Annotated in this window: 12 protein-coding genes; 9 read left to right on the top strand and 3 right to left on the bottom strand. The window is 64.8% G+C overall.

All coding sequences use genetic code 11. From position 1 onward, the window contains the following. The first annotated feature begins 25 nt into the window (after positions 1–25). A complete protein-coding gene (gene rnd, locus A9995_RS12250; RefSeq protein WP_082992699.1) occupies positions 26–1327 on the top strand; it encodes a ribonuclease D in 1302 nt (433 codons plus the stop codon). After that, the gene (locus tag A9995_RS12245) at positions 1324–2220 is read left to right on the top strand and encodes a LysR substrate-binding domain-containing protein (protein WP_067613421.1); all 897 of its coding nucleotides are present in this window, start codon (positions 1324–1326) and stop codon (positions 2218–2220) included. The genes rnd and A9995_RS12245 overlap by 4 nt, the downstream gene beginning before the upstream one ends. A gap of 14 nt (positions 2221–2234) precedes the next feature. Here the strand turns inward: A9995_RS12245 and pgsA are convergent, their stop codons facing one another. Continuing rightward, positions 2235–2828 (bottom strand): CDP-diacylglycerol--glycerol-3-phosphate 3-phosphatidyltransferase, encoded by a 594-nt coding sequence (pgsA, locus tag A9995_RS12240; protein ID WP_067613419.1) that lies wholly within the window; start codon positions 2826–2828, stop codon positions 2235–2237. Between the two features lie 115 nt (positions 2829–2943). Between pgsA and A9995_RS12235 the strand changes: the two genes are divergently transcribed. Continuing rightward, a complete protein-coding gene (locus tag A9995_RS12235; protein WP_067613417.1) occupies positions 2944–4257 on the top strand; it encodes an MFS transporter in 1314 nt (437 codons plus the stop codon). Here A9995_RS12235 and A9995_RS16755 read toward each other — a convergent pair. Beyond that, on the bottom strand, positions 4254–4445 hold the full coding sequence (locus tag A9995_RS16755) for a hypothetical protein (protein WP_145916941.1): 192 nt from the start codon (positions 4443–4445) through the stop codon (positions 4254–4256). The two genes, A9995_RS12235 and A9995_RS16755, sit on opposite strands and share 4 nt — an antisense overlap. 146 nt (positions 4446–4591) lie before the next feature. Here A9995_RS16755 and A9995_RS12230 point away from each other — a divergent pair, with 146 nt between their 5' ends. Next, entirely contained in the window at positions 4592–6295 is a 1704-nt protein-coding gene (locus A9995_RS12230; protein WP_067613414.1) for a thiamine pyrophosphate-dependent enzyme, read from the top strand. Here the strand turns inward: A9995_RS12230 and A9995_RS12225 are convergent. After that, positions 6275–6685 (bottom strand): EVE domain-containing protein, encoded by a 411-nt coding sequence (locus A9995_RS12225; protein WP_067613412.1) that lies wholly within the window; start codon positions 6683–6685, stop codon positions 6275–6277. The two genes, A9995_RS12230 and A9995_RS12225, sit on opposite strands and share 21 nt — an antisense overlap. A 247-nt stretch (positions 6686–6932) precedes the next feature. Between A9995_RS12225 and A9995_RS12220 the strand changes: the two genes are divergently transcribed. Genes A9995_RS12220 through A9995_RS12200 form a run of 5 tightly spaced genes read left to right on the top strand, consistent with a single transcriptional unit; the run spans position 6933 to position 12196 of the window. Beyond that, on the top strand, positions 6933–8570 hold the full coding sequence (locus A9995_RS12220; RefSeq protein ID WP_145916940.1) for a bifunctional diguanylate cyclase/phosphodiesterase: 1638 nt from the start codon (positions 6933–6935) through the stop codon (positions 8568–8570). Between the two features lie 50 nt (positions 8571–8620). Then, positions 8621–9445 (top strand): diaminopimelate epimerase, encoded by an 825-nt coding sequence (dapF, locus tag A9995_RS12215; RefSeq protein ID WP_067613652.1) that lies wholly within the window; start codon positions 8621–8623, stop codon positions 9443–9445. Next, positions 9427–10614, top strand: coding sequence for a MiaB/RimO family radical SAM methylthiotransferase (locus A9995_RS12210; RefSeq protein ID WP_082992698.1), 1188 nt, complete (start codon positions 9427–9429; stop codon positions 10612–10614). Before dapF ends, A9995_RS12210 begins: the two co-directional genes overlap by 19 nt. After that, positions 10611–11534: a signal recognition particle-docking protein FtsY gene (ftsY, locus tag A9995_RS12205; RefSeq protein ID WP_067613406.1), complete on the top strand. Its 924-nt coding sequence runs from the start codon at positions 10611–10613 to the stop codon at positions 11532–11534. The genes A9995_RS12210 and ftsY overlap by 4 nt, the downstream gene beginning before the upstream one ends. Then, positions 11534–12196, top strand: coding sequence for an inner membrane-spanning protein YciB (locus tag A9995_RS12200; RefSeq protein WP_067613404.1), 663 nt, complete (start codon positions 11534–11536; stop codon positions 12194–12196). The genes ftsY and A9995_RS12200 overlap by 1 nt, the downstream gene beginning before the upstream one ends. Positions 12197–12203: the final 7 nt, after the last annotated feature.

The raw sequence follows: 12203 nt of genomic DNA, 5'->3' as shown, positions 1-12203 counted from the left end.
TCCGCCCACAGAGAAGAAATGAACGATGAAAATCCACGATCTGATTACCACCACCGACGCGCTCGCCGAACTGTGCGAGCGTCTGGCGAAAAGCGATTTCGTCACCGTCGACACCGAATTCATGCGCGAGAACACCTATTGGCCCGAGCTGTGCCTGGTGCAGATCGCCAATGAGGAGGAAGCCGCGGCGATCGATCCGCTGGCCGACGGGATCGATCTCAAGCCGCTGTGGGATTTGATGTGCGACAATGAGGACGTGCTCAAGGTCTTCCACGCGGGTGGGCAGGATGTCGAGATCGTCCACAATTTTACCGGGAAGACCCCGCACCCCATCTTCGACACCCAGATCGCGAGCATGGCGATCAGCCAGTCCGAGCAGATCGGCTATGCCAATCTGGTCGAAAGCTGGCTCGGCTTTACCGTCGACAAAGGCGCGCGCTTCACCGACTGGAGCCGCCGCCCGCTGTCCGACCGCCAGATCGAATACGCGATCGGCGATGTCACCCATCTTTCCACCATCTTCCCGCGGATGCTCAAGAAGCTGATCAAGACCGGGCGCGGCGTCTGGCTCGATGCCGAGATGGACAAGCTCTCGGACCCCGCCAATTACGTCAACGAGCCGGGCGAGTCTTGGAAGCGCATCCGCCAGCAGGGTCGCAATCCCGCGGTGCTGGGTCGGTTGAAGGCGTTGGCCGCCTGGCGCGAGAGCGAGGCGCAACACAAGAACATCCCGCGCGGCCGGATCGTGCGCGACGAGACGCTGTCCGACATCGCCGGGCACCCCCCCAAGACCCAGGCCGATCTCGCCAAGGTGCGCGGGCTCTCCAACGCCTGGCGCGACAACGACATCGGCAAGCGGATGATGAAGGTCCTCGAACAGGCTGAGCCGCTGCCCAAGGAGGAGCTGCCGCTCAAGATGAAGCGCGGCGCGCCGCTGGGCAAGGAAGGCGCGCTGGTCGCCGACCTGCTCAAGCTGCTGCTCAAGATTCGCGCCCGCGAGATCGATGTCGCCTCGCGCCTGCTCACCCGCACCGAGGAAATGGAAGCGCTGGCGGCGGGCGTCCGCGACCTGCCGATCCTCCAGGGCTGGCGCTACGAAGTCTTCGGCAAGGACGCGCTCGAGCTGGTCGAGGGGCGCACCGCCTTCGCGGTCAAGCGCGGCAAGCTGCACATGACTCATATGGACAAATCTGCGCAGGACGAGGCCAATGCCCTGACCGACGAGAACGATCTGTCCGACGACGATGATCTGCGCGAAGACGACGACTTCATCGACGAGGACGACGACGGCCAGGACGATCGCGACGCGAAGCAGGCGGCCGGATGAGCACCTACCTGCCCACCATCAAACAGCTGCAATATCTGGTTGCGCTGTACGAGCATGGGCATTTCGGGCGTGCCGCCGAAGCGAGCTTCGTCTCGCAATCCACGCTTAGCGCAGGGATCCGCGAACTGGAATCGCTGCTCGGTGTGACTCTGGTCGAGCGCAGCCGCCGTGTCGTCCGCTTTACCTCGCTGGGTCAGGAAGTGACCGAGAAGGCGCATCGCATCCTGCGCGAGGCGGAGGAATTGTCCGATCTCGTCAAGGCTGCTGGCAAGCCGCTCGCTGGCCAGTTGCGGATGAGCGTGATCCCGACGATCGCGCCCTTCATGCTGCCGCGCATCCTGCCGCGGCTGCGGCGCGAGCGCCCCGATCTGAAATTGATGCTGCGCGAGGAAACCAGCGCCGACGCGGTCGAATCGCTCCAGCATGGCCGCGCCGACTGCGTCCTGCTGGCGCTGCCCTTCGCCACCGGCGAAGTCGAACAGGCCCATATCGCCGATGATCTGCTCTATGTGGCGCTACCGCACGACGATCCGCGCGATCCGCCTGCCCAGATCCCGACGAGCATGCTCGAGGAAGGCCGGCTGCTGCTGCTCGAGGATGGCCATTGCCTGCGCGATCACGCGCTGGCGGCCTGCGACCGCCCGGGTTTGCGCGCTTCCGCGAGTATGATCGCTACCAGCCTGCACACGCTGGTGCAGATGGTCGACAACGGCCTGGGCGTCACGATGCTACCCCAGATGGCCATCGATGCCGGTATTCTGGAAGGAACCAGGGTCGTCGCCCGGCCGCTCGAGGAGATCAACGCCAAGCGCGAGATTTCGCTGATCTGGCGAAAAAACTCGCCGCGCCGCAGCGATTTCGAACTGCTGGCCGAGGAATTGCGCGCCGGGTAACCCCGCCCGACCGGTCAGTCCATGTGCCTGAGGCCGACCCTTAGATAGTCCCAACCGGTAATCAGCGTCAGGATCGCGGCGGCCCACAGTGTCCATATACCGACCGTGTGCGGCACGTTGAACAGCGTATCTGCAGCAACGAAATTCCAGCCGGGCATCGCGCCCGCCAGGATCAGCGCGCCCAGCGATACCATCTGGAAGGTGGTTTTCCACTTGGCCAACCGGCTGACCGGCATCGAGACCTGCAACCCTCCGAGAAATTCGCGCAGGCCCGAAACCGCGATCTCGCGCACCAGAATGATCAGCCCGGCGATAACGTGGAAATCGCCCACCAGCGGCCCGCGCAGCCACCCTTGCGCGGTCAGCACGAGGATCACCGCAGCGATCATGATCTTGTCCGCGATCGGATCGAGGAAGATTCCCAGCCGGCTCACCGCACCGCTCGAACGCGCGAGATAGCCGTCGAAATAATCGGTGATTCCCATCAGGCAGTAGAGCGCGAAGGCGAGCGCATAGCCAAGCTGCCAGCCGGGCCACCACAACAGGAAGGCCAGCAGCGGAACCGCGACGATGCGCGAAAGCGTCAGGAGGTTGGGCAGCGAAAGCATCGCCCTCCCTCTAGCGTGGGATTGCGGCAGGCAAAAGCGCTGCTTTCTCCTTTGTCGCTTGTCCGGTGTGCTCTAGGGGCGGGCAAACTGTCTTCCCAAGGACACGCTCGCGGATATGACCACGACGACAAGATTGCTCTCCAGAAGGCGCTTCCTGCCGCTATTCTGCACGCAATTGCTCAACGCCTTCAACGACAATCTCTACAAGACCGCGATGGTGCTGTTCGTGGTCTACAGCGTGTACAATTCCGAAGAAGACGAGACGATGTTTTCCAGCATCGCCTCCGCGCTGTTCATTATACCCTTCATTGTCTTCTCTGCCTTGGCGGGGCAACTCGCCGATATGCGCGACAAGGCCCGGATCATCCGCATCGTCAAGATGTGCGAATTCGGAATTATGATGCTTGGTACAATCGGGCTGATTCTCGCCTGGCGGGGCATCGTGGTCGAGACTTTCGCGATCCCGCTGATGCTGTTCGCCCTGTTCCTTGCGGGTCTCCAGTCGACCTTTCTCGGTCCGATCAAATATGCGATCCTGCCGCAGCATCTGCGCAAGAGAGAGGTCCTAGCGGGTACCGGCCTAGTCGAGGCCGGCACCTATATCGCCATTCTCGCCGGCACGATCCTGGCCGGAATCATCCCCGTCGAATATGCCGCAGCGGGCATCATGGTGACCGCAGTGATCGGCTATCTGGTCAGTCGGCAAATCCCCGACGCCCCGCCCATCGGGGCGATAGAGCCAATCGACTGGAACTTCCTGCGCAGTTCGATCAGGCTGATTTCCGCCGCGATGCACGACCGGCAGGTGTGGTACGCGATCCTTGCGATAAGCTTCTTCTGGACCATCGGCGCGGTACTGTTCATCCAGTTCATTCCGCTTACCAAGAACGTGTTCATGGCAAGCAAGGAAGTCGCCAGCCTCTTCATGGTGATATTTTCCGTCGGGGTGGCGATTGGCTCGGTGGGAATCAACACACTGCTCAGGAACGTTGTCTCTGCCAAGCACGCTCCGGTCTCGGTGATCGTAATGGGGCTCTTCGTGATCGGCTTCTATCTGGTCGCGCACAATTGGAACGGTGATGTCTCGACCGGCCTACTGACGATCGGCGAATTTCTTGTCCAGCCGATGGCGGCATTGTTGTTGCTCAGCCTGTTTGGCATCGCGATCGCAGGGGGCATGTTCGTGGTGCCGCTCTACGCTTTTCTCACCACCCGCGTAGCGCCCGAACAGGCGTCGCGAACCATCGCTGCAAACAATATCGTCAATTCGCTGGCGATGGTAGGAGGGGCGATACTGGTCATGGCGCTAACCGCAATGGGCGTTGCGGTGATCGAACAAGTGCTGCTCAGCGCGGCGATGTGCCTTGTCTCGGCCTGGCTCGGTCGCCGGCTCTATCGGATCGAATGCGCGGCGGAGGCCGCAGCCTAAACCAGAAAGGCGAGCGTCGCGGCGAAGGTCGCGAAATAGGTCGTCGCTACCCCGCGGACATCGCTCGCCGTCAGCCGCCAGGACTGAGGCAGCGATTCGGCCTCCTCGACCTTGCGCACATGCGGCGGCAGGCTCGCGCGGAATGGGTGGCGAGCGGTTTCATCGGTGAGGACTAGCGATCTTCTCATGATGGGGTGTTAACCTTTTGGTAACCATTTCGCTCCCCCAAAAATGCAAATCGTTCCGTTCTGGCACAGGATCGAGCGGTCCTGCGGTTGGGATTGGGGGTTTGCTGCCGATTGCCTGCGCCCGCCCGTCCGGTTAACCCGGCCCGATGACTCAGACTTCCCCCGCCGGCGCAACGCCGGGTGCCGCCCGCCTGCTGGTCGATTGCCTTGTCGAACAGGGCTGCGACCGCATCTTCACCGTCCCGGGCGAGAGCTTCCTCCCGGTCCTCGATGAGCTGCATGGCGAGACCCGCGTCGATGTGGTGACCTGCCGGCAGGAGGGCGGCGCCGCCTTCATGGCCTGCGCCGACGGAACCATGACCGGCCGCCCGGGCATCTGCTTCGTCACTCGCGGCCCGGGCGCCACCAATGCCAGCATCGGGGTCCATGTCGCGATGCAGGATTCGCAGCCGATGATCCTGTTCGTCGGCGATGTCGCTTCCTCGATGCGCGATCGCGAGGGCTTTCAGGAGATGGATTTCGCCGCTTTCTTCGGCCCGATCTGCAAATGGGCGGCGCGGATCGACGATGCTGCGCGGATTCCCGAATATGTCGCGCGCGCCTATGCCACCGCGATCTCGGGTCGCCCGGGGCCGGTGGTGCTCGCGCTGCCCGAGGACATGCTCGGGTGCCCGGTCGACGGCATGCCGCGCCCCTTCGTCGCCCGCCCGGCGCAGGCGCCCTGCCCCGACGCGATGCAGGCGCTGATGGCGCTGATCGCCGATGCCGCCGCGCCGATCGCCATCATCGGTGGCGCGGGCTGGAACGCCAAGGCGCGCGCGCATTTCCAGCTCTTCGCCGAACGGCTCGGCCTGCCCGTCGCGACCGCTTTCCGCCGTCAGGATTCGATCAGCCCGTCGAGCCCGGTCTATGCCGGCAACCTCGGCTACGGCCCCAACCCAAAACTGGTCGAGCGCGTGCGCGAGGCGGACCTCGTCATCGCGGTCGGCGCGCGGCTCGGCGAGGCCACCACCGATAGCTACACCGTGCCCGCGCTGGCGGGTCCCGACCGCACGTTGGTTCATATCCATCCCGACCCCGAGGAACTGTCGCGGGTCTATCAGACCGATCTCGCGATCTGTGCCGACATGGCCGAATTCGCCGAATCGGCGATGCTGTGGGACGACGACGCCGCGATCGATTTCGATGCCGGGGCGCAAGCGCATGCCGAATGGCTGGAATGGGCCACCGCCCACCCGACCGATCACGCGCTGGACATGGGGGCCTGCGTGCAGTTCATGCGCGACACGCTCCCCGCGGACACGATCATCTGCAACGGCGCGGGCAATTTTTCCGGCTGGTGGCACCGCTACTGGCGCTACGAAGGCTTCCCGACCCAGCTCGCCCCCACCGCCGGGGCGATGGGCTATGGCGTCCCCGCTGCGGTCGCCGCGGCGCGGCGCTACCCCGAGCGCACGGTGGTCGCGCTGGCGGGCGATGGCGATTTCCTGATGAACGGTCAGGAGCTGGCGACCGCTGTCCAGCATGGCTGCGACATGATCGTGATCGTGGTCGACAACGGCGCCTATGGCACCATCCGGATGCATCAGGAGCGCGAGTTCCCCGCGCGGGTCTCTGCCACAGAGCTCGTCAATCCGGACTTCGCCGCGCTGGCTGAGGCCTTTGGCGGCTGGTCCGAGCGCGCCGAGACCACGCAGCAGTTCAAAGATGCGCTGGTGGCGGCGAAAGGCCGCAGCGGGCTGCGCCTGATCCACTGCCGCATCGATATCGAACAGCTGGCCGCCAGCGGCGCCAGCGTCAGCGGGCTGCGCGCGCGCGCAGCAGCAACGTCAGATTCCGGCCATGCTTAGGATCACTGACCATTCGGCCGGCGTAATCTCGGCGACCGACAGCCGCGAATAGCGCACCAGCTGGCACTCGGCGAGCTTGGGCTCGGCCTTGATCTGCTTGAGCGTCACCGGATGCGGCAGCTTGGTCTTGGGCTCGACCTTGACCGCGGCCCATTTTCCTTCGGGGTCGGTCGGATCGGTGATGCCCGCCACGCTGATCTCGCAAATCCCGACGATCTCGAGCCCTTCTCGGGAGTGATAGAAGAACGCCTGGTCGCCCACCGCCATCGCCGCGAGATTGTTCTTCGCCTGATGATTTCGCACTCCGTCCCATGTGCCCTCGCCCTCGGCGACGAGATCGTCCCAGCCATATTTGAACGGTTCGGATTTCAACAGCCAGTAACGGAGCATGGTGGCGGGGTCCTTTTTTCGTCGGTATCGGGTCGGTATCGGATCGGGGTCGGGTGATCTTTGAAGCCCGGTTGCGATAGGCAATCCCAGCGCGGTCCGCCACCGCCAATCCAAACCTTTCCCGCGCGCTTCTCCCGCGAAACACGCGGCGCTTAACCGGTTCTTCAACCTCTTCGGGCATAGGTTCCGCGGTCGCTCAGCACGAAGGGGGCGAAACTTGTCTGAACCAACGTCATTCCGCCAAGCGGTGACCGACAAATTCTCCCAGGCCGGCCGCCGGGAACGCGATGTCGTCGCCCTCGGCATCGCTGCCGCTGCGATCATCCTGTTCGTTGGCACCGGTGGGACGGTCGTACCGCAATTGGTGAGCGCCTGGCGCGGCTTGGCCGAACAGCCCGACGCGATGCTGAGCAGCGCGCTGCTGCTCAACATCGCGCTGATCCTGCTCGGCTGGAACCGCTACAAGTCGATGAACGCGGAACTGGGCGACCGCCGCCGCTCGGAAGAGGAAGCCCGGCGCCTCGCGCAGATCGACCCTCTGACCGGCTGCTACAACCGCCGCAGCATCGCTCCGGCCATGGCCGAGCTGCTCATGGCAGCCGAAAGCGAAGGCAGGGCACTGGCGATCATCCTCGTCGATCTCGACAATTTCAAGCAGGTCAACGATGTCAACGGCCACAACACCGGGGATGCCGTACTCACCGAAACTTCGGAACGGATGGGCGATATCCTGCCCGCCGATGCCCTGCTCGCGCGGCTGGGCGGCGACGAATTCGCCGCTGCGGTGGTCTACGACCCCGTCATGCCCGGCAAGGTCGAACATCTCGCCTCGCTGCTGATCGAGCGCGTGGCCCAGCCGATCACTGTGGACGATGCCGTCATCGAGATCACCATGTCGGTGGGAATCGCCAGCAGCATCAATCTCGTCAATCCGGTGGACGCGGATGTCTCCACCCGGCTGATCCACAAGGCCGATATCGCGATGTATCAGGCCAAGAAGCAGGGCAAGAACCGCTTCTTCTGGTTCGAACCGGCGATGGAGCAGGAATTGCGCTTCCGCAACGAGCTGGAAAGCGGCATCCGCAAGGGAATCGCGAAGGGAGAATTCGTCCCCTTCTACGAACAGCAGATCGATCTCGAGACCGGCGAACTGGTCGGTTTCGAAATGCTCGCGCGCTGGCTTTCGCCCGAGCTGGGTGTGGTTGGCCCGGATATCTTCATTCCCATCGCGGAGGAAATCGGCGTGGTCGCGGAAATGTCCGAGAACCTGATGAGGCAGGCATTCGAAGACGCCAAGCGCTGGAACCCCAAACTCACCATGTCGGTCAATATCTCGCCGGTGCAGATGCGCGATCCGTGGTTTGCGCAAAAGCTGCTCAAGTTGCTGCTGCAGCACAATTTCCCGCCCTCGCGGCTGGAGATCGAGATTACCGAAAGCGCCTTGCACGACAATGTCGGACTGGTGCGCAGCATGATCACGAGCCTGCGCAATCAGGGCGTGCGGGTCAGCCTCGACGATTTCGGCACGGGCTATGCCAGCCTGTCGCAATTGCGCTCGCTGCCCTTCGACCGGCTCAAGATCGATCGCAGCTTCATCCGCGAACTCAACGGCGGCGGCGCAGCGGGGCCCCAGCTGGTCGATGCCATCATTTCGATGGGCAACGGGCTCAAGATGCCGATCACCGCAGAGGGAATCGAGAACGAGGCGGTGCTCGAAATGTTGCGCAAGATGGGTCAGCTCAAGGGCCAGGGTTACCACTACGGTCGCCCGGAACCCGCCGACGAAGTGTTGACCCGGCTCCACAACAGCGGCCTGCTGTCCGCGGTCGAAGCCGAAACCGCCGACCAACCGCCCCAGGCGATCATCGGCAATCGCGCGATCTGACGCGCCACGGGGTGGAAATTCGCCGCCCGGCGGCATAGATGCGCGCAGACATGCGCGTTCCCTTCATCAAGATGCACGGCCTCGGCAATGATTTCGTCGTGCTCGATGCGCGCCTCAATGCCCTGCCGCCAATAACCGCGCGCATCGCTGCGGCGCTGGCGGACCGCTGCGAAGGCATCGGTTGCGACCAGCTGGTGCTGCTCGAACCCAGCGCCGACGCCGATTTCCGGATGCGGATCTTCAACAGCGATGGTGGCGAAGTCGGCGCTTGCGGCAATGCGGCGCGTGCGGTGGCGCTGCTCCATGGCAGCGCGGCGCGGGTCGAAACCGCAGGCGGAATCATCAGCGTCGAACCCGATGACGCAGGCGCACGGGTCGATATGGGCAGGCCGCGCTTCGAGTGGGATGCGATCCCGCTCGCCTATCCGATGGATACGGCCTCAATGCCGGTCGGCTGGGAGGTGATGGACAATCCCGGCGCGGTCAATGTCGGCAACCCGCATGTCGTCTGCTTCGTCGAGGATTGCGATGCAATCGCTCTCGAGCAGGTCGGCCCGGCGATCGAGAACGATCCGCTGTTCCCCGAGCGCGTCAACGTCAATTGCGCCGCCATCGAGAGCCGCAGCCGAATCCGCCTGCGGGTGTGGGAACGCGGCGCCGGGCTGACCCGCGCCTGCGGCACCGGCGCCTGCGCCACCGCGGTCGTCGCGATGCGGCGCGGACTGGTGGACAACCGGGTCACCGTCGTGCTCCCCGGCGGTCCGCTGACGATCGAATGGGCGGACACCAACCCGGCGGCGGGTGCCAGCATCGTGATGACCGGCCCCGCGAGCGAAGCCTATCGCGGCTCCTTCGAATGGGAAGACTACGCGTGAGCGCCGAGGTGATCTCGCTCGGCTGCCGGCTCAACCTGTCCGAAAGCGAGGATATCCGCGCCATGCTGGGCGCGGACAGCGATCTGGTGGTGGTCAACAGCTGCGCGGTCACGATGGAGGCGGTGCGTCAGACCCGGCAGGCGATCCGCAAGGCGCGCCGGGCGTATCCCGATGCGCGACTGCTGGTGACGGGTTGCGCCGCCGAGATCGAACGCGAACAGCTCGCCGCCATGCCCGAGGTCGATGGCTTGATCGCCAACACCGCCAAGCTCGATCCGCGCGCCTGGAACGTGCCTGCGCGCCCCGCTCCGGTGGCGAGCCTCCACACCCGCGCCTTCATCGCGGTCCAGAACGGCTGCGACCACGCCTGTACCTTCTGCGTGATCCCGCAGGGGCGCGGACCCAGCCGCTCGCTGAGCGTCGATCAGGTCTGCGCCGAGGTCGAACGCCATTGCGACCAGGGCGCCGCCGAAGTGGTGCTGACCGGGGTCGATGTCACCAGCTGGGGGCAGGATCTGCCCGAGCGCCCGGCTCTGGGCACGCTGGTTCAAGCGATCCTCGACCGCTTCCCGCAATTGCAACGCCTGCGGATGTCCTCGCTCGACGGGATCGAGATCGACCCGCTGCTGTTCGAGCTTTTCGCGCACGAGCCCCGGTTGATGCCGCATCTCCATCTGTCGCTGCAGCACGGCCACGATCTCATCCTCAAACGGATGAAGCGTCGGCACTTGCGCGGCGATGCCGTGGCTTTGGTGGAGCGGCTGCGCGAGCGCCGCCACGATCTCGCAATCGGCGCCGATCTCATCGCCGGCTTTCCGACCGAAAGCGCCGAGCACCACGCCGCCAGTCTTTCGATTATCCGCGAGCTCGACATCGTCCACGGCCATGTCTTCCCTTACTCGCCCCGCCCCGGCACCCCCGCCGCGCGGATGCCGCAGCTTGCCCGTCTGCTGATCAAGCAGCGCGCCGCCGAACTGCGCGAGGCGGTGGCGAAGGCGCGCAGCGAGTGGCTGGCAACGCTGGTCGAAAAGCCCGCCGCCGTCCTCGCGGAACGCGACGGGACCGGCTACACGCCCGGCTTCGCCCGCGTGGCGCTGCCCCCCGGGACGCCCGCAGGCTCGATTGTCGCTATCACCCCCAAGACTATCAAGGACGGCCTGCTGACATGAGCGAGACGAGCTGGAGCGAGCGGCTGTTCGGCGGTTTCCGCAAGACCCAGCAGCGGCTGGCTGAAAACCTCACCGAGGCGGTCGGCACCGCGCGGCTCGACGATGCGACGCTCGACCAGGTCGAGGATGCGCTGATCATGTCGGATCTCGGACCCTCGGCCGCGGCGCGAATCCGCGAGAAGCTGCGGGAGAAGCGCTTCGGGCTGGAGATCTCGCCCGAACAGCTCAAGGAAGCGGTCGCCGGGGAGATCGCGGCGATCCTGCGCCCGGTGGCGATCCCGCTCGAGATTACTGCCTTCCCGCGCCCGCAGGTGGTGCTAGTGATCGGGGTCAACGGCAGCGGCAAGACCACCACCATCGCCAAGCTGGCGCATCTGTTCCAGGAAGACGATTATTCGGTGATGCTGGCCGCGGGCGACACCTTCCGCGCCGCCGCCATCGGCCAGCTCGCCACCTGGGCAGACCGGGTGGGCGTGCCGCTGGTACGCGGACACGAGGGCGGCGATCCGGCGAGCATCGTGTTCGATGCAGTCAAGGCAGCGACCGATCGCGGCACCGATGTGCTGATCGTCGACACCGCCGGGCGGCTGCAGAACAAACGCGAGCTGATGGACGAACTGACCAAGATCCGGAAGGTTCTCGGCCGTCTCAACCCCGATGCGCCGCACAATGTGCTGCTGGTGCTCGATGCCACGAATGGACAGAATGCCTTGAACCAGATCGACGTGTTTCGCGAAATGGCGGGGGTCACCGGGCTGGTGATGACCAAGCTCGATGGCACCGCGCGCGGCGGCGTGCTGGTCGCGGCGGCCGAGCAATACGGGCTCCCGATCCATGCCATCGGCGTCGGCGAGAAAATCGACGACTTGCGCCCCTTCGACCCCGATCTGGTCGCGCGCGTGATCGCGGGGGTCGCGTGATGAGCGAGCCCACAACCGCCACGAATGAACCCAAGCCCAAGACCGGCTGGCTCAACATCCTCGTCGATTACGGGCCGTTGCTGGTGTTTCTCGGCGCCTACAAGTTCGCCGCGCCCGACGAACCCGGTCCGCTGGGCGAGATCGCCGCGGTGATCTACGGCACCGTGGCGTTCATGGTGGCCGCAGTCGTCGCGCTGGCGTTCTCGAAATGGAAGTTCGGCAAGATTTCGCCGATGCTGATGCTCTCGACCGCGCTGATCGTCGGCTTCGGCGCGCTCACCATCTGGCTGCGCGATCCCGATTTCATCCAGGTAAAGCCGACCGCGATCTACATCTTCTTCGGGGTGGTGCTGCTGGTCGGCTACGCCCGCGGGCGCGCGCTGCTGCAGACCCTGCTCGAGGCCGCCTTCGAAGGGGTCACCCAGGAGGGCTGGCTCAAGCTGTCGCGCAATTGGGGGATGTTCTTCCTCGCGCTCGCGGTGCTCAACGAGGTGCTGCGCGCGCAGCTGAGTTTCGAAAGCTGGCTGTGGGCGAAGATCTGGGTCTTCATGCCGCTGACCTTCGTGTTCACCTTCACCCAGATCCCGATGCTGCTCAAGCACGGGCTCGCGCTGGAAGACGCCGACGAAGTGCTCAAGGACCAGCCCCCCACCGGGGAATAACCCGGCC

Origin of the sequence: Erythrobacter sp. QSSC1-22B (assembly GCF_001678665.1) — a bacterium.
GTDB lineage: Bacteria > Pseudomonadota > Alphaproteobacteria > Sphingomonadales > Sphingomonadaceae > Qipengyuania.
Note: the sequence above shows the minus strand (reverse complement) of the source record. Positions and strands in the feature narration are given on the sequence as shown.

Excerpts from the sequence above, each read along its gene's own strand:
- rnd (WP_082992699.1), top strand. The coding sequence starts at position 26 with ATGAAAATCCACGATCTGATTACCACCACCGACGCGCTCGCCGAACTG.
- A9995_RS12245 (WP_067613421.1), top strand. The coding sequence starts at position 1,324 with ATGAGCACCTACCTGCCCACCATCAAACAGCTGCAATATCTGGTTGCG.
- pgsA (WP_067613419.1), bottom strand. The coding sequence starts at position 2,828 with ATGCTTTCGCTGCCCAACCTCCTGACGCTTTCGCGCATCGTCGCGGTT.
- A9995_RS12235 (WP_067613417.1), top strand. The coding sequence starts at position 2,944 with ATGACCACGACGACAAGATTGCTCTCCAGAAGGCGCTTCCTGCCGCTA.
- A9995_RS16755 (WP_145916941.1), bottom strand. The coding sequence starts at position 4,445 with ATGAGAAGATCGCTAGTCCTCACCGATGAAACCGCTCGCCACCCATTC.
- A9995_RS12230 (WP_067613414.1), top strand. The coding sequence starts at position 4,592 with ATGACTCAGACTTCCCCCGCCGGCGCAACGCCGGGTGCCGCCCGCCTG.
- A9995_RS12225 (WP_067613412.1), bottom strand. The coding sequence starts at position 6,685 with ATGCTCCGTTACTGGCTGTTGAAATCCGAACCGTTCAAATATGGCTGG.
- dapF (WP_067613652.1), top strand. The coding sequence starts at position 8,621 with ATGCGCGTTCCCTTCATCAAGATGCACGGCCTCGGCAATGATTTCGTC.
- A9995_RS12210 (WP_082992698.1), top strand. The coding sequence starts at position 9,427 with ATGGGAAGACTACGCGTGAGCGCCGAGGTGATCTCGCTCGGCTGCCGG.
- ftsY (WP_067613406.1), top strand. The coding sequence starts at position 10,611 with ATGAGCGAGACGAGCTGGAGCGAGCGGCTGTTCGGCGGTTTCCGCAAG.
- A9995_RS12200 (WP_067613404.1), top strand. The coding sequence starts at position 11,534 with ATGAGCGAGCCCACAACCGCCACGAATGAACCCAAGCCCAAGACCGGC.